We start from the raw sequence: 16,678 nt of genomic DNA, 5'->3' as shown, positions 1-16,678 counted from the left end.
ATCATTTAAGTAAACTAAAGTTTCCAACCTGTTCTTGTTTTTTTCTTGCTCAAAACAGCAATAATTTCAACATGTGGGGACCATAAAAATTGATCAATTGGAATAATTTGCTCTATTACATAACCACCCGCAATAAGAAGAGATAAATCACGAGCAAACGTAATAGGATTACATGAAATGGCTACAACACGTGGAAGTGTTGCTTTTGCCATCTCATGCACCTGTTGTTGTGCACCAGCGCGTGGAGGATCAAAGACAGCACTATCAAAACACTCAAGCTCTTTCGCAGAAAGTGGACGGTGAAAAAGATCGCGTTTTTCACAAGTTACTTTTTTTAAACCAGTTGCAGAACGTGCCGCTCGCTTTAGATTTTCTAATGCCACCCCATTATTTTCTACAGCATGTACATTCATTTTTTTTGCCATCCGCAATGCAAAAGTTCCAATACCTGAAAATAAATCAACAGCATTTTTTGCTTTTTTTAAATGATTCAAAACAATGTCGCCCATAATATTTTCTGCTTCTACAGTCGCTTGGATAAACCCACCACCAGCGGGAAACTCAACATAAACATCTCCGAAACAAATCAATGGTTTATCTTGCTCAATAAAAACTTCACCTTCAACAGATAAACGCACAACTCCACAAGCAAGCGCTGTATTAATCATTTTTTGACGAGTGTGTTCATCTCGTACAACGCATCCATTTAAAGCAACGTCTAACCCATTTTTAACAGATGTTATCGTCACGTAAAAGTGCTTGATATGATCACTTACAAGATTGCAAAGTGCCTTAATATCATCTAGTCGAGATATAATCTCTAAACATGCAACTGGACATTCTTTCAAAGCTACAACATCATGAGATAAATGACGGTTCAAACCGATAATACGGCCTTGTGTGGTCATAAGCGCTGTTAAAGTAACCCGTCTACGACTGTGGTCCCCACATTCAATCAAAGGAGAAACAAATGCATCGATCCTATACTTTTTAAGTGCATCAATAACTAATTGTCGTTTCCAAGTACGATAGACATCAGCATTCCAATGCTGAAGCATACACCCTCCACAATTCTCAAAATGTTGACAAATAGCATCGATACGCTCTGGTGACTTCTTTTTTAAAGCAAGAAGTGTGCCATATTTTCCATGAAGAGCAATTGTAGCGACCTCCCCTGGTAAAGTAAAAGGGACATATATCAAACCATGTGGTATGATGGATATACCATGACCATTCCTTCCGATACGATCGATTACAACTTCATTGCTCACACTCTTTTTCTCCGAATAACAAATATTCTAAATTTCCATCTCCACCTAAGATAGGTGAGGAAACTAAACCTTTTGCTGTCCATCCTGGTTGAGTATTCAACCAATCAAAAAGCCCTTCAGCAGTTTGTTTTGCCACTAATGGGTTTTTCAATATTCCCCCCTTACCAAGACCTTCTCGACCGATCTCAAATTGTGGTTTTACCAATAAAACCGCTTGGGCTCCATTTTTGGCTAAAGACAAAACAGGAGGCAATGCAAGCTTAAGAGAAATAAAACTAACATCTGATACTATGAGATCAATTTCCCGACCGTCTAAATGTGTCCGCTTAAAATCTCTAACATTCAAGCCTTCTAATAATGTTATCGCACTATTTCCAAATAAATGCGCATCAAATTGATTATGGCCAACATCAACAGCAATCACATGAGATACCCCTCGCTCTAAAAGAACTTGCGTAAAACCACCTGTCGATGCACCAATATCAATAGCAGTTACTCGATCAGTTATAATCGGAAATACATCAAATGCATGGATTAATTTTAATGCAGCACGCGAAACATAATTCTGCGCTGGATCACAAACTACAATTTCTGCATCTTCAGAGATTATCTGCCCAGCTTTTAAAACTGCTTCACCATCAACTTTAACTGTTTGACGTACAATAGCATCGCGTGCTCGTGAACGCGTAGCAAAAATTTTTTTTTCGACTAAAAGAACATCAAGCCTTTTCTTAACAACCATTTCATACTCGAGCTTTCTGTATTGCCACAATTTTGCGGCCCAAAACAGACAGGACAGTATTGACAATACCAACAGCATCAAGCCCAATACGTGAAAGAACTTTTTCGGGTGAACCGTGATTTAAATACTCATCAGGAAGTTTTAATGTGCGAACTTTTAAACCATTCTCTAAAAGCCCTTCTTGTGCCAAAAACTGTAATAAATGCGCGCCAAATCCACCAATCGCGCCTTCTTCAATTGTTATCAATAATTCATGCTCACGTGCTAAACGACGCATTAAATCTTTATCTAAAGGTTTTGCAAATCGTGCATCAGCAACAGTTGTAGATAATCCTTCCGCTTCTAATCTATCTGCTGCCACTAATACTTCAGATAACCGTGTTCCAAAACAAACCAGAGCGATCCTATTCCCTTCACGCAAAACGCGTCCTTTTCCGATTTCAAGTAATTCACCTCGCTGTGGCAAATCTATACCAATACCTTCGCCACGTGGATAACGAAAAGAAATAGGTCCTTGATCATAAGCTGCTGCCGTGCGCACCATATGCATCAACTCAACTTCATCAGAAGGAGCCATCACCACAAATTCAGGAAGAGCCGTTAAAAAAACAATATCAAAACTTCCAGCATGTGTTGCGCCATCTGCACCAACAAAACCTGCCCGATCAATTGCAAAACGTACTGGCAATTTTTGAATTGAGACATCATGCACAATCTGATCATAAGCACGCTGTAAAAAAGTAGAATAAATTGCAACAAAAGGCTTATACCCTTCACAGGCAATACCCGCAGCAAAAGTTACAGCGTGCTGCTCAGCAATACCAACATCAAACATCCTGCTGGGAAACTTTTTAGCAAAAGCATCAAGACCTGTCCCTGTTGGCATTGCTGCAGTTATACCAACAATTTTATCATCAAGGGTAGCTTCTTCTATTAAAGCTTGAGAAAACACTTTAGTATAGGAAAGAGCTTTGCTTTGTGCTTGAACCTGTTTACCTGTTACAATATCAAAACGATTAACTCCATGATATTTATCAGACGATGCTTCCGCAGGTGCATATCCTTTCCCTTTATGAGTGACCACATGTACTAAAACAGGGCCATTAGAATATTCACGCACATGTTTTAAAACAGGTAACAAATGATTTAAATTATGCCCATCTATTGGGCCAATATAATAAAAACCAAGCTCATCAAATAAAGTTCTTCCAACCAAAACCATTTTTGCAAATTCTTCCGAGCGATGCGCTTGATCTAAAAAGAACTTGGGTAACTTTTGGCCAAATACCTTCACTCGTTCACGCAAACTACGATAAGCAGGGTGAGAAACTAACCGTGCAAGATGAGCGCGCATAGCACCAGTAGGAGGTGCAATTGACATATCATTATCATTAAGAATAATAATCAAACGCGCATCCAGAGCACCAGCATTATTCATCGCTTCATACGCCATACCAGCAGACATCGCGCCATCACCAATGACAGAAATGATATTCCGCTTTTTTTCTGCTTTTAAAGTATTAACCACCGCCATACCAAGGCTGGCTGAAATAGAGGTAGAAGAATGCCCCGCACCAAATGGATCATATATACTTTCTGAACGCTTTGTAAAACCTGATAGCCCCCCTTCTTGGCGCAATGTGCGAATTTTATCTCTACGACCTGTTAAAATTTTATGCGGATAAGCTTGATGTCCTACATCCCAGACAATTTTATCTTCAGGTGTATCAAAAACATAGTGTAGCGCAATTGTTAATTCAACAACGCCAAGCCCTGCACCAAGATGCCCACCCGTTACAGAAACAGCATCAATTGTTTCAGCACGCAACTCCTCAGCTAACTGTTTTAAATCAGCCTCTGGCAATGCTCGCAAATCTTGTGGGAAACAAATACGATCAAGTAGTGGCGTTAATATCTGAGACAAAAAAAGTTCCTTATACTATATTAATGGAAGAAAAAACATATATGTATTTTATATTCTTCCATCCATAATGTGCGCATTGCTTTTCTACTGGGATATTTTATATACTCAAAATTATCTACAAATTTTTCCATTTTAAAATGAAAAATCCATAAACTTATTTTTTATAAATGAGATAATTTCGTCTCTAATCTTAAAATAAATATCCAAAAATCATCAACATTATTCAGAATCGAGTGGCTCTACACCTTCTGGAGAACCTCCTTCTGAAAGCTGAATTTTTTCAACTTTAGCTTCAGCCGCTTTCAAGAGTTTATCACAATGTTTTTTAAGATCTTCACCTCGCTCATAAATATCAATTGATTGCTCTAAAGGAACATCCCCTCGTTCCAAATTTTCGACAATCACCTCAAGTTGCTGAAGAGCTTCCTCAAAACTTAATGCCGCAATATCTCCTTTTTTTATTTCTTGTTTCATATAATCCTCACAAGATATCAGTTTTGGATATGCGAATTCCAAAACCTTCTAGGCCTACATAATAACGTTCTTTAGAATCATAAACAATAACGGAACTAATTCCTAAACATTTTAAAATTTGTGATCCTAAACCAATTTGACGCCATTCTTCCTCACGTTTGATCGCCTCTATATGATTTTCTGGTCTTGTCATTGCCATTTGCTTCTTGTCAACAGCAAATTGAAGACCAATGCCGACAGAATCTTCACGCAAATAAATGAAAACACCACGTTTTTCCTTTTCCATCATACGCTGCATGACGGTTGTCATACTTAAAGATTGATCAAAAAAGCCCTTTATAATGTTCTCACGATGCAAATACACGGGAATATTTTTACCACCATCAATATCACCAAAAATAATCGCAACATGCTGAATTGTTTCCCAGGGGAGTTGATAACTTTGAGCAACCGCTGGTCCTATCGCTGTTTCAATACGAGTTTCTCCAACACGCTTAACCACTATTTCTGTACGTTGACGATAAGCAATCAGATCTGCCACAGTGATCATATGCAATTGATTGTCTTGTGCAAATTTTTTGACTTCGTCTCCATGTTTTACGCTACCATCATCGTTGACCAATTCGCCAATAACACCAACAGGTTGGAGCCCAGCTAATTTACATAAATCAACAGCTGCTTCTGTATGCCCCGAGCGCATAAAAATCCCCCCTTCATGCGCAATCAAAGGGAAAATATGTCCTGGACGAAAAAAATCATTTGCGTTAGCATTTGGATTAGCAAGATTACGAACAGTCAATGCGCGATCATGCGCCGAAATCCCCGTCGTTACCCCATATTTATAATCAACAGTAACAGTAAACTGGGTGCAATGAACCGAATCATTATCTGATACCATAGGAGTCAGATTAAATTTCTGCGCTTCTTTTTTGGGCATAGGGGTACAAATAATACCAGTTGTATGGCGAATAATAAATGCCATCTTTTCTTCCGTGCAATGCACAGCAGCAACTATTAAATCACCTTCATTTTCACGGTCATGGTCATCCGTAACCACAACAATTTCACCGCGTTCAAAAGCTTGAATAGCAGAAACAACTTTTTTTTGATCATACTTCATTATTCACCACTCGAATTAACCAACCTGGCCGCGATGTCTTAAATAATGGTCAGCAATAGTGCAAGCGACCATCGCTTCACCAACAGCAACAGCACGGATTCCAACACACGGATCATGACGTCCCTTTGTTACAACGTTTACATCATTCCCATCAATATCAACTGAACGACAAGGTGTTAAAATTGATGAAGTAGGTTTAACAGCAAAACGAGCAATAATTGGCTGTCCGCTAGATATTCCGCCTAAAATACCACCAGCATGATTCGATAAAAAAAGTGGTTTTCCATCACTTCCCATACGCATTTCATCTGCATTCTCTTCTCCTCTTAAACGAGCTACTGCAAACCCATCACCAATTTCAACTCCCTTAACCGCGTTAATGGACATTAATAATGATGCAATATCCTGATCCAATTTTGCATAAATAGGTGCTCCCAATCCTGCTGGAATATTTTCTGCAACGATCTCAACAATAGCACCAACAGATGAGCCATCTTTACGTAGCTTATTAATATAATCTCTAAAAAAGGGTACCATCTCTGCATCAGGTATATAAAAAGGATTGTTCTCAACCTCTAACCAATCCCAACGATCACGGTTAATATTATAAGGACCAATCGCTATCACAGCTCCTCTTACACGCAGGTTAGGAACAATTTTACGTGCGAGAGCACCTGCTGCAACACGTGCTGCTGTCTCACGCGCTGAAGAACGTCCTCCTCCCCGAAAGTCACGAATACCATATTTAATATCATAAGTATAATCTGCGTGACCTGGACGATACTGGCGAGCAATTGAACTATAATCTTTAGACCGCTGATCTGTATTTCGAATCAACATAGAAATTGGTGTACCTATTGTTACTAATGTTGCTCCATCATCCTGAGGAACAACGCCTGAAAGTATTTCAACTTGATCCAACTCTTGACGTTGTGTTGTATATTTTGATTGTCCTGGTCTGCGTTTATCAAGATAACATTGAATCTCTGAAAGAGTAAAAACAATCTCCGGAGGACAACCATCTATAACACAACCAATAGCTGCTCCATGACTTTCACCCCATGTTGTTACACGAAACAAATGACCAAATGTATTATGTGACATAAAAAATGTCCCCGTTCCTCTGTCAAATGTACACAACTATAGCATATGCTGGACCGTACATAACACAGACCCCATAACAAATCATTGTACAATAAGTTTGATCAACCTTCCTTTGTCAAATCAAACCTTATAAACTAAATCCTATTCTTTAATGACAGAGATATCTGGTGCATCAACAGCTTTCATACCTATTATGTTATACCCCGAATCAACATGATGCACTTCACCTGTAACAGAACGAGATAAATCTGAGAGAAAGTAAAGAGCTGAATCACCAATTTCTTCAATTGTCACTGTGCGACGTAAGGGAGCATTATATTCATTCCACTTTAAAATATAACGAAAATCACCAATACCGGAAGCAGCTAATGTTTTAATTGGTCCAGCGGATATAGCGTTAACGCGAATATTCTTAGGACCTAAATCCACTGCCAAATATTTTACACTTGCTTCAAGAGCCGCTTTAGCAACTCCCATCACATTATAATTGGGGACAACCTTTTCTGCACCATAATAACTCAGCGTCAAAATTGAACCACCATCTGGCATTAATTTTTCTGCGCGCTTTGTGAGAGCGGTTAAAGAATAAACAGAAATATTCATGGTCATCATAAAATTCGCTTCGCTAATATCAACATAACGACCGCTTAATTCATCTTTATCAGAAAAACCAATAGCATGAACCAAAAAATCCAGCTTACCCCATTTTTTTTCTACTTCTTCAAAAACTGCGTCAATAGATGCACTATTCGAAACATCACAATGACCACAAACGATCCCTTTTACTTCCTTAGCTAAAGGCTCGACACGCTTTTTCATCGCGTCACCTTGATACGTAAAAGCAAGATCCGCTCCTTCTGCACTAGCCGCCTTGGCAATCCCCCAAGCGATAGAGCGATTATTGGCAAGTCCCAAAATCAGACCACGCTTGCCATGCAATAAACCACCATCATTAGCCATCAATCCTGCCCCATTACTACTTCAAATTAATAATATTACCTGCCTATGACATAGGTTAATCTTTTCTTCAAGTAATTGGTTTAAAATCAAACAGAAACTACACCTTAACTACATTTTTGTATAGTTTTAAAATTAATCTTCCTGCGTTCGCAAAAATTGTTCTAATTTTGCATCTCCACCTTCTGGCAACATAATACGAACATGAACATAAAGATCATCTCTTTTTCCGTTTTTTAAAGGAAGTCCCTTCTCTTTTAACCGTAAAATACGATCAGAACTTGACCATGCAGGAACAGTTAAAACCACACGTCCCTCTAAAGTCTCAACTTCCTCTTTCGCTCCTAGAACTGCATGCTTAAGAGAAACTGGTAAATCAAGATGGAGTGCTCTTCCTTCAACTCGAAAACGAGGATGCTTTTGAATATGAATAGTTACCAAAGCATCGCCTGCTTTGCCATAAGCAACTTCTTCCCCCTGACCTTTTAAACGAATAGTCTGCCCATCTTCAACATAATCGGGGAGCTTAATTTTTAATTTCTTTCCATTCGGGAAAACAGCTTCCACCCTTTCCGCACCAACTATCTGCTCTAATGTCACCGTAAGGCTGGCACGAACATGAGCGCCTTGTTGAGGTTGATTATAATGAGAAGAATTTGAAAAACTTTCTCCTCTTCCAAATAGATCACGAAAAATATCACTTGCATCAAAACTTGCCCCGCCTGATGATCCAAAATCAAATCCTCTTGCCCCCCCTGAAAAAGGATTAGACCCGCCTCTAAAATTTCCACCTGCACCATAAGCTTGATAAGTCGGTTTTCCTTCCATATCAATTTCACCGCGATCAAATTGCGCTTTTTTTTCTTTATCACCTAGAATTTCATAAGCTTGATTAATTTCAGAAAATCTTTCTTTAGCTTTTGCATCATTCATATTATGATCTGGATGATACTTCTTTGCTAATTTTCTGAATGCAGATTTAATTTCTTGCGGTTTAGCAGTACGCTCAACACCTAAAACTGTGTAGGGATCACGCATATTATCCTCTTTTCAGTCCTTCCATTTTCAAAATATCAACAAATGATATATTGCTCAATATTCCTCACAGTTTCATCAGCTATTTTATAGAATACTTTCCCCTATGTATATGTTTATAAAGAAATTAAAATACCAGATAAAATAAATATTTTTTTATATTTAATATAGTTCTTTGCATTTTGCACTAAAGACAAAAATTATTAAAACACAGTAAAAATAATATGATAGCATTATCTTTATAGAAAAAGACAGTATCAACGACTTATACCTTTTGATAAGAAAATACGTGAATACAAACCAAAAATACCTTATTTTCGCTGATTAATATTTGGAGAACTTATGACCGAAGAAATACAAACAGACTGCGAAATACAAGAACCTTTTACACTTTTCGCCAATTGGCTTGAAGAGGCAACAATGAGCGAAATAAATGACCCTAATGCTATGGCACTAGCAACAGTCGATGAAACAGGATTACCAAATGTTCGAATGGTTCTTCTTAAAGATTTTAACTCTCAAGGTTTTGTTTTTTATACCAACTATGAAAGCTGCAAAGGACAAGAAATTTTAAAATCAATGAAAGCATCCTTATGTTTTCACTGGAAATCTCTTCGCCGTCAAGTTCGAATTAGAGGAATTGTCGAAAAAGTCGACAGCCAAGAAGCAGATGCGTATTTCCAATCACGTCCACGAGGTAGCCGAATTGGTGCATGGGCATCTAAACAATCTCAACCATTAAAAGACCGTTTTATCCTTAAAAAAGCAATTGCTAAATACACCGCACGTTACGCTATAGGTAATATCCCGCGCCCACCTTATTGGTCCGGATTCCGTGTTAAACCTCTTTCTATAGAATTTTGGAGCGATCGTCCGTTTCGTTTACATGATCGCACATTATTTACACGCGATTCGATTGATTGCGTTAATTGGCAAAGAAAAAAACTCTATCCCTAATCCTTTAAAATTTAAAAAATAAAGTCGTTATTCTGTATAATAATTAAAATACTCTTTAAAAAATAAGGTTAACTCATTATTTTCATTTTAAATTAGAGAAAGACATCCTCAGAACAAATTTTATTGACAACAGTCTTTTGCTTACTCTCCTATTATCTTATCATGCTTAGATAAGCATTATAGTCGCAAAATTATTCAAGTAAGATACTGATCCAGAAAAAATCTCAGAACTGAATATAAAGCGATAAAATATGCTCAGAATATTTTAGGCTAGCTTAATATAGAAAATTGGCAACTTTTATTAAACTTATTCTGCTATATTAAAAATTGTTGATTCATACATTCCAATAAAGATCTATTACTAACTTACTCTTTTTAAAATCCTAAAACCAACGAAAATTCGTTTTTTATAAAAAAGAGTTTCTAAAGTTAGGACAAAGAAATTTTAAATGTGAAATGCTTAAAATCGTTTTTCAGCACTACATTACATATATTTTTATTTTCCATTGCTAAGCTGTAGGAAAAAATACCATCCATATTCCACCACAAACCAAGCCCGCAAAAATCAAAAAACCAACAAATGAATTAGATTTGAAAAGCTTCAAGCATTGTGAACTATCATCGATATCAATAACTTTAATTTGAATAAACATATGAATGCTCGCAATAAAAAGTCCTAAAAAACTAAGTACAGGAACTTGCGATAAATAAAATGCTAAACTGACCAATACTACAAAGCCGCTATATAAAAATACCAGCACACGCTTAGTACCTTTTCCAAACAAAAGTGCTGTAGAGCGTACACCAACAGCAGCATCATCCTCTTTATCTTGATGCGCATAAATTGTATCATACCCTATCGTCCACAATATAGATCCCATATAAAGGCAGATAGGTGCCCAACTCAAACTTCCATACACAACCGCCCATCCCATTAAGGCCCCCCAATTAAACGCAACACCTAAAAAAAATTGAGGCCAATATGTCAGGCGTTTCATAAAAGGATAAATTGCAACAGCTATCAATGATGAAATGCCTAGAAAAAAGCTAAATAAATTAAATTGAGATAAAACGCCTAAACCAATCAAACATTGTACTAATATAAAAACTTTAGCCTGAAAACGACTCACATGACCTGTTGGCAATGGACGAGAACGCGTTCGTTCAACCTGAGAATCAATTTTATGATCAATAAGATCATTCCAAGTACACCCTGCACCTCGCATAGCTACAGACCCTATAAAAAAAAGAAAAAGATACCAGAGCCAATTACTTAACGTTGATAAAAGAGATAATTGAAGCGTGTTATAAGAGAGAAAAGCCATAGTTGTTGACCAAAAACAAGGCCACATCAACAATTGCCATCCAACTGGACGATCCCAACGTGCCAATTGAGCATAAAACCATAAAGAACATGGAAGAAAATTGTAGACCCATTGTCTGGAAGATGCATCCATAACCCGCCCTTGGCTCTTACAAGATTGAATATGTGTAATATTGTTCTTTTTTTTCATAAAATAGTTTCACCTTTTGTCTTGCGATAAAAGCATTTCATTCTTATGACAAGAAAAAACTGATTTAATTATCTCTTTGTAGTAGGAGCAAACAATGAATATTCTTCTTATTGGCTCAGGTGGACGAGAACATGCTTTAGCATGGAAAATAGCAGCATCACCACTACTAAAAAAATTATATTGCGCTCCTGGAAATCCTGCAACAATGGAATTGGGTGAAAATATTGATTTGAACATCAATGACCACTCTCTCGTTATTGATTTTTGTAAAAAACATTCCATTGATCTTGTCATCGTTGGACCAGAAGCACCATTAGTTGCAGGGATAACTGATTCTCTTAATAGCGCTAACATCTGCGTATTTGGACCGACTCAAAAAGCTGCTCAATTAGAAGGTTCAAAGGCTTTTACAAAAGATTTATGCCATAAAAATAGCATTCCTACAGGAATTTACCAATGTTTTAATGACGCTTTAAAAGCTAAAAATTACATTCGTCAACAAGGTGTTCCCATTGTCATCAAAGCCGATGGGTTAGCCGCTGGGAAAGGTGTTATTGTTGCAACAACAATAGAAGAGGCATATAATGCTGTTGATGCCTACCTTAACAATACCACTGACAATACAAAAACAAAAATTGTTATAGAAGCTTTTCTTGAAGGTGAAGAAGCAAGCTTCTTTTGTCTTTGTGATGGTAAAACCGCGATTCCTTTTGGGTCTGCGCAAGATCATAAACGCGTTGGTGATGGTGATACCGGAGCTAATACTGGTGGTATGGGGGCTTATTCTCCAGCACCAATCATGACAGAAGAAATGATTAGTCGTACCCTAAAAGAAATTGTTGAACCAACTTTAAGCAGCATGAGCGAAATGGGAGCTCCCTTTAAAGGTATCCTCTTCGTTGGATTAATGATAACCAAGCAAGGACCGCAACTAATTGAATTTAATGTAAGGTTCGGTGATCCTGAGTGTCAAGTTTTAATGATGCGATTAAACGAGGATCTTTTACCACTGCTTCTTGCAGCTGCTCAAGGAAACCTGAAAAAAAAATCTCTTCAATGGTCTGAAAAAACAGCTTTAACCGTTGTTATGGCAGCAAAAGGATATCCAGATTCTCCCCAAAAAGGCTCTGTTATCCGCAATCTTGATCAGGCAAGCGCACTTCCTGATGTAAAAATTTTTCAAGCTGGAACGACATTATGCAATGGAGAATTAATTGCCAACGGTGGGCGTGTTTTAAATATAACAGCCACAGGAAAAACTGTTACACATGCACAAAAACGTGCCTATGAAGCTGTTAATTGTATCGATTGGCCAGAAGGTTTTGTACGACGTGATATAGGATGGCGAGCTATTGCGCGAGAAAAATAAACTTTTTGAGTCTTCTTCTCATTATTTTATTACATGATAACATAGCTATAATTTTTATAACAATCTTATATATTTTAATAGCTTTTAGAAAAACAGTGCATTTTTCTCAAAAAAAATCGCTAAAATTTGAAAAATTCATACTCATCACAAAATATATGAAAAAGAAAATTATTCTGGATATGAGACTGCAAACTATAACTATGCCATTGTTTTGGCTTATGTTTCTTTAAAGATTCGTTTACGCATCACTTTTTATAAACAACTCTACGTTGACGCGTCTAAAAAATAAACGGCGATATGCTGTTATTGCCTTTGTATAAAATAAGCCATAATTTTTATTTATACTTAAACAACAATTGCGGACAATAACAAAATACGGTTCATGAATTGCATCAATCCACGCAGTATGAGCAATTAATGTGCATCAATATCACTTATAATAACCCGATGGGCAATGATCAAGCGTATGCCTAATGATTTTTGATAACGAAGTAAAAGTGATTTTTGCTTATAATTCCATGTTTTATAAAAAAATTGACGTAAATCAGAGCGGTCTTTGACAACCGTAACACTACCGTCTTCATTGATCATAAGCATAGGAAGATCATAAGTATCCGCCCATAATCGCCAATCCAGAAGAACATTGTTCAAATCTCTAGAAACTAAAAGTGGGATACAAACTTCGTCATCAATATGAAGCAATTCTAACGCAACAGCTTTTTCTCCTGAAAGCGTTTTTACCGTACGTGCCGCAATCCCTCTGAAATGATAAACTGGCACTGAATGCGATTTGCTTAAAGGAGAATCAGTTTTAAAATAAATACCGTGTTCACTTAACGAACAAATCATTTTATTGCCTGTTCTTGGTGAAAAATATGTCGTTGCTTGTGGCAAATGACATGGATCTAAACGAAATTCAAACCCCGCTTTTGCCTGATTAAAGCCTTGATTAGCCATAACAGTTTCCCAATCTTTTAATAACACACATCCTTTACCATCTTTTTTTCATCGGATTATTAAAAGATTCAATAAAAAACAACTGGTTTATTTTTTGGTTACTAAAATATAAACACAAAAACGAAACAAAATTTCATGTCACGGCACTATAATATTTTTCCAGGATTCATAATTTCTAAAGGATCGAGCATTTTTTTTATCTTCTGCATAATATCCAATGCAACAGGAGATTTGAAAGCGCGCAATTCTGCACGCTTAAGCTGGCCAATTCCATGTTCTGCAGAAAATGCCCCTTGGTATCGCATCACTAGATCATGTATGCGATAATTCATTTGTGACCATAATTGCAAAAACGCAGCGGTATCAGCTCCAACAGGTTGTGTAACATTGTAATGCAAGTTACCATCACCCATGTGCCCAAAACAAACAACTCGCGCACCTGGAACAATCTCTTCAACTATACAAGCTGCTTCAACAATAAAATCAGGAATCGAAGCAACGGGTATAGCAATATCATGCTTAATAGATCCTCCTGCTAATTTTTGTGCATATGAAATACTTTCACGTAATTGCCAAAAAAAATCTTGCTGCTTTAATGATTGCGCAATAATTGCATCTTCTATCGCTTCAGCCTTTAAAGATTTTTCTAAAATAGTATTTAACGCAGATAAGGCTTCATCATCTCCCTTCAACGATGAAATATTAATCAATACGTACCATTCATGCTCATGTTCAAAAAGAGACTTCTCGCATTTGTTATAATCTAGAGCCATCTGCAAACTAAGCTTTCCCATAAGCTCAAAACTCGTTAACATTTGTCCCCCATAGCATTGGGCAAAAGAAAGAAATGTAAGAGCCTTAGCTGGACTTTGTAGTCCTACAAAGGCGACTGCTTTTCCTTTGATTTTTGGAAAAAGCTTTAAAACTGCCGCAGTTATAATCCCTAAAGTGCCTTCCGCACCAATAAAAAGATTTTTTAAATCATATCCGCTATTATCTTTCTTTACAAAACGCAAATCATCCAAAATTCGACCATCAGGTAAAACAACTTCTAAACCAAGACAAAGCTCACGCATATTGCCATAAGCTAAAACAGCCGTCCCCCCAGCATTAGATGAAAGATTGCCTCCTATCTGACAGGATCCTTCTGAAGCCAAAGAAAGAGGAAAAAAGCGACCAACTTCATCCACTTTTTTCTGTAAATTATGTAAAATAACTCCAGCCTCAACTACAGCAAAATTACCCTCCAGATTAATGCATCTAATCTTATTTAATCGTTCCATGGATAAAATAATGCTGCGACCGACTTCATCAGGTTGCTGACCACCTACAAGACCTGTATTGCCACCCTGAGGCACAATTGGTGTACGCGTTTGACTAGCCAATTGCATAATTAATGATATCTCTTTTGTAGAAGATGGGCGTAAAAGCAACGAAGTTTTCCCATGAAAAAGTCTTCTCTCTTCAATCAAATACGGCGCAATAACTGCCTGATCTGTTATAGCATGTGCAGTACCAACAATTTCTCTAAATTTTTCAATCAAATTTTGCTCCATTTTCATTCCTCCTTTGGAGCTGCTGCACGTATTAAACGATCATTAATAGCCTCACCTAATCCGTATGATGGAATAGGTTCCACAGCAATAGACCTCACTTTCAGCGAATCTAACTGTTTCATATACTGAAATAAATGAGAAGCAGCTTCTTCTAACTGTCCACTCTCACTAAGGTTTAAAACAAAAACAGCATTTTCAACCCCTATACTGCGCTTGGGACCAAATGCTAAAAGTGCTTCACCATGTTCCACCTTTTGCACATTTAAACGAACTGAAGCATTCGGCGCATAATGCGACTTTAACATACCCGGAGCCTCAATTGCTGCTCGCTGGTCTAACCGTTTTAATGATTTGCCCATAACATTTTCAATATCTTCAGCTGCAAGTCCTCCAGGACGCAAAAGATAAATACTGTTATCAAAAACTTTAATGATCGTTGATTCGAGTCCTATTTTGGAATCCCCTCCATCAATAATCAAAGGAACAGATTCTCCTAAAGATGCAAAAACAGCTTCAGCTGAAGTAGGGCTCAGACGTCCTGATTGGTTTGCACTAGGAGCCGCTAAAGGTCGACCAAAATATTGCACAACTTCTGCAAAACAACTATCTGGAAAACGAACAGCTAATGTACTAAGACCAGAAGTGGTTAAAGGATGAATATTATGATGAGTCTTTAAAGGTAAGACAAGCGTTAAAGGTCCTGGCCAAAATTCTTCCATTAATCGACGTGAAATGGGATCAATTTCAACGTAATGTTCTGCCATAACAATACTACTTACATGAGCAATAAGAGGATTAAATCTTGGTCTTTTCTTCGTGGAAAAAATGGCAGAAACCGCCTTCCCATTTGTTGCATCTCCAGCTAATCCATAAACGGTTTCTGTCGGCAGTGCTACGAGCTTTCCTTGTTTAAGAAGCGCAACCGCTTCTTTTATTGAAGCACTATTAAAAGGTAAAATTGTCATAATATACCCTTGCGCTCTTTAAGTGGCGCGAAACTATAACGATGTAATCCAACGATCGGCCCATATTTATCAAGAGCTGTGCGATGCGCTAATGTTGCATAACCTACATTCTTCTCGAAACCGTATTCTTTATAAACTGTTCCCGCACATTCCATCATTCGATCACGCGTTACTTTAGCAACAATGGATGCTGCTGCAATTGAAACTGAACGTTGATCGCCTTTAATCAAAGATGTTGCTGGACATGATAACTGAACAGGAACATCACGCCCATCAATCAGTGCATAATCAGCTGGCACTGATAACCCTGTAATACAACGGCGCATTGCTTCTAAAGTTGCTTTTCGAATATTCGACTGATCAATTGCATGGGAACAAATACTAGCGATTGAAATTGCTAATGCATTTTGTAAAATTTTATAATAAAGTTCACTACGTTGTTTAATAGAAAGTTTTTTTGAATCATCCAATCCATCCGGGATGTGATCTTTGTCCAAAATAACTGCCGCTGTTACCACAGGACCGGCAAGAGGACCACGTCCAACTTCATCAACACCTGCTACATAAAAAAAACCCTTTTCCTGCAAATCCAATTCGCACAAAAAATTTGGCTTAAGCGGTAAATTAAGTAAAGTTGATGGATTATCAATTTGATGAGACATACACCTATTTTGCACCACTATCCATTTTTCGCAAGTCTTACAGAAAAAATAACATATATAAACTTCCTATA

At 37.4% G+C, this 16,678-nt stretch carries 15 protein-coding genes; 2 read left to right on the top strand and 13 right to left on the bottom strand.

All coding sequences use genetic code 11. The annotated features are described in order from the left end of the window. Positions 1 to 14 precede the first annotated feature (14 nt). The 8 genes from V4P55_RS00430 to V4P55_RS00395 all read right to left on the bottom strand — a co-directional run bounded on the left by V4P55_RS00430 (position 15) and on the right by V4P55_RS00395 (position 8,630). Positions 15 to 1,271, bottom strand: coding sequence for a class I SAM-dependent RNA methyltransferase (locus tag V4P55_RS00430; RefSeq protein ID WP_455474436.1), 1,257 nt, complete (start codon positions 1,269 to 1,271; stop codon positions 15 to 17). Continuing rightward, positions 1,261 to 2,013 (bottom strand): TlyA family RNA methyltransferase, encoded by a 753-nt coding sequence (locus V4P55_RS00425; protein ID WP_455474435.1) that lies wholly within the window; start codon positions 2,011 to 2,013, stop codon positions 1,261 to 1,263. The genes V4P55_RS00430 and V4P55_RS00425 overlap by 11 nt, the downstream gene beginning before the upstream one ends. A gap of 1 nt (position 2,014) precedes the next feature. Beyond that, complete coding sequence (gene dxs, locus V4P55_RS00420; protein WP_455474434.1) at positions 2,015 to 3,937, bottom strand: 1-deoxy-D-xylulose-5-phosphate synthase; 1,923 nt, start codon at positions 3,935 to 3,937, stop codon at positions 2,015 to 2,017. Positions 3,938 to 4,156: 219 nt separating this feature from the next. Then, complete coding sequence (locus V4P55_RS00415) at positions 4,157 to 4,411, bottom strand: exodeoxyribonuclease VII small subunit (RefSeq protein ID WP_455474433.1); 255 nt, start codon at positions 4,409 to 4,411, stop codon at positions 4,157 to 4,159. A gap of 7 nt (positions 4,412 to 4,418) precedes the next feature. Beyond that, the gene (gene ribB, locus V4P55_RS00410; RefSeq protein ID WP_455474432.1) at positions 4,419 to 5,531 is read right to left on the bottom strand and encodes a 3,4-dihydroxy-2-butanone-4-phosphate synthase; all 1,113 of its coding nucleotides are present in this window, start codon (positions 5,529 to 5,531) and stop codon (positions 4,419 to 4,421) included. Positions 5,532 to 5,546: 15 nt separating this feature from the next. Next, complete coding sequence (gene aroC / locus V4P55_RS00405) at positions 5,547 to 6,635, bottom strand: chorismate synthase (protein WP_455474431.1); 1,089 nt, start codon at positions 6,633 to 6,635, stop codon at positions 5,547 to 5,549. Between the two features lie 141 nt (positions 6,636 to 6,776). Continuing rightward, on the bottom strand, positions 6,777 to 7,595 hold the full coding sequence (gene fabI / locus V4P55_RS00400; protein ID WP_455474430.1) for an enoyl-ACP reductase FabI: 819 nt from the start codon (positions 7,593 to 7,595) through the stop codon (positions 6,777 to 6,779). 132 nt (positions 7,596 to 7,727) lie between these two features. Continuing rightward, a complete protein-coding gene (locus V4P55_RS00395; protein WP_455474429.1) occupies positions 7,728 to 8,630 on the bottom strand; it encodes a DnaJ C-terminal domain-containing protein in 903 nt (300 codons plus the stop codon). Positions 8,631 to 8,969: 339 nt separating this feature from the next. On the opposite strand from V4P55_RS00395, the gene pdxH reads away from it, so the two are divergent. After that, the gene (gene pdxH, locus V4P55_RS00390) at positions 8,970 to 9,584 is read left to right on the top strand and encodes a pyridoxamine 5'-phosphate oxidase (RefSeq protein ID WP_455474428.1); all 615 of its coding nucleotides are present in this window, start codon (positions 8,970 to 8,972) and stop codon (positions 9,582 to 9,584) included. Between the two features lie 509 nt (positions 9,585 to 10,093). On the opposite strand, the gene ubiA is transcribed toward pdxH, so the two are convergent. Next, complete coding sequence (gene ubiA, locus V4P55_RS00385) at positions 10,094 to 11,098, bottom strand: 4-hydroxybenzoate octaprenyltransferase (RefSeq protein ID WP_455474427.1); 1,005 nt, start codon at positions 11,096 to 11,098, stop codon at positions 10,094 to 10,096. Positions 11,099 to 11,192: 94 nt separating this feature from the next. Here ubiA and purD point away from each other — a divergent pair, with 94 nt between their 5' ends. Next, the gene (gene purD, locus V4P55_RS00380; RefSeq protein ID WP_455474426.1) at positions 11,193 to 12,467 is read left to right on the top strand and encodes a phosphoribosylamine--glycine ligase; all 1,275 of its coding nucleotides are present in this window, start codon (positions 11,193 to 11,195) and stop codon (positions 12,465 to 12,467) included. Positions 12,468 to 12,881: 414 nt separating this feature from the next. On the opposite strand, the gene V4P55_RS00375 is transcribed toward purD, so the two are convergent. From V4P55_RS00375 to V4P55_RS00360, 4 genes are all read right to left on the bottom strand, one after another. Further along, positions 12,882 to 13,424, bottom strand: coding sequence for a DUF6101 family protein (locus V4P55_RS00375; protein ID WP_455475083.1), 543 nt, complete (start codon positions 13,422 to 13,424; stop codon positions 12,882 to 12,884). Between the two features lie 146 nt (positions 13,425 to 13,570). Further along, positions 13,571 to 14,980: an FAD-binding oxidoreductase gene (locus V4P55_RS00370; protein ID WP_455474425.1), complete on the bottom strand. Its 1,410-nt coding sequence runs from the start codon at positions 14,978 to 14,980 to the stop codon at positions 13,571 to 13,573. Between the two features lie 2 nt (positions 14,981 to 14,982). After that, complete coding sequence (locus V4P55_RS00365; RefSeq protein ID WP_455474424.1) at positions 14,983 to 15,945, bottom strand: L-threonylcarbamoyladenylate synthase; 963 nt, start codon at positions 15,943 to 15,945, stop codon at positions 14,983 to 14,985. After that, complete coding sequence (locus V4P55_RS00360; RefSeq protein WP_455474423.1) at positions 15,942 to 16,607, bottom strand: ribonuclease HII; 666 nt, start codon at positions 16,605 to 16,607, stop codon at positions 15,942 to 15,944. The genes V4P55_RS00365 and V4P55_RS00360 overlap by 4 nt, the downstream gene beginning before the upstream one ends. Positions 16,608 to 16,678 lie beyond the last annotated feature (71 nt).

Source organism: Bartonella sp. B30(2025) (genome assembly GCF_053793825.1).
Note: the sequence above shows the minus strand (reverse complement) of the source record. Positions and strands in the feature narration are given on the sequence as shown.

Excerpts from the sequence above, each read along its gene's own strand:
- V4P55_RS00415 (WP_455474433.1), bottom strand. The coding sequence starts at position 4,411 with ATGAAACAAGAAATAAAAAAAGGAGATATTGCGGCATTAAGTTTTGAG.
- pdxH (WP_455474428.1), top strand. The coding sequence starts at position 8,970 with ATGACCGAAGAAATACAAACAGACTGCGAAATACAAGAACCTTTTACA.
- V4P55_RS00425 (WP_455474435.1), bottom strand. The coding sequence starts at position 2,013 with ATGGTTGTTAAGAAAAGGCTTGATGTTCTTTTAGTCGAAAAAAAAATT.
- V4P55_RS00395 (WP_455474429.1), bottom strand. The coding sequence starts at position 8,630 with ATGCGTGATCCCTACACAGTTTTAGGTGTTGAGCGTACTGCTAAACCG.
- ubiA (WP_455474427.1), bottom strand. The coding sequence starts at position 11,098 with ATGAAAAAAAAGAACAATATTACACATATTCAATCTTGTAAGAGCCAA.
- fabI (WP_455474430.1), bottom strand. The coding sequence starts at position 7,595 with ATGGCTAATGATGGTGGTTTATTGCATGGCAAGCGTGGTCTGATTTTG.
- ribB (WP_455474432.1), bottom strand. The coding sequence starts at position 5,531 with ATGAAGTATGATCAAAAAAAAGTTGTTTCTGCTATTCAAGCTTTTGAA.
- V4P55_RS00375 (WP_455475083.1), bottom strand. The coding sequence starts at position 13,424 with ATGGCTAATCAAGGCTTTAATCAGGCAAAAGCGGGGTTTGAATTTCGT.
- purD (WP_455474426.1), top strand. The coding sequence starts at position 11,193 with ATGAATATTCTTCTTATTGGCTCAGGTGGACGAGAACATGCTTTAGCA.
- V4P55_RS00370 (WP_455474425.1), bottom strand. The coding sequence starts at position 14,980 with ATGGAGCAAAATTTGATTGAAAAATTTAGAGAAATTGTTGGTACTGCA.
- V4P55_RS00365 (WP_455474424.1), bottom strand. The coding sequence starts at position 15,945 with ATGACAATTTTACCTTTTAATAGTGCTTCAATAAAAGAAGCGGTTGCG.
- V4P55_RS00360 (WP_455474423.1), bottom strand. The coding sequence starts at position 16,607 with ATGTCTCATCAAATTGATAATCCATCAACTTTACTTAATTTACCGCTT.
- aroC (WP_455474431.1), bottom strand. The coding sequence starts at position 6,635 with ATGTCACATAATACATTTGGTCATTTGTTTCGTGTAACAACATGGGGT.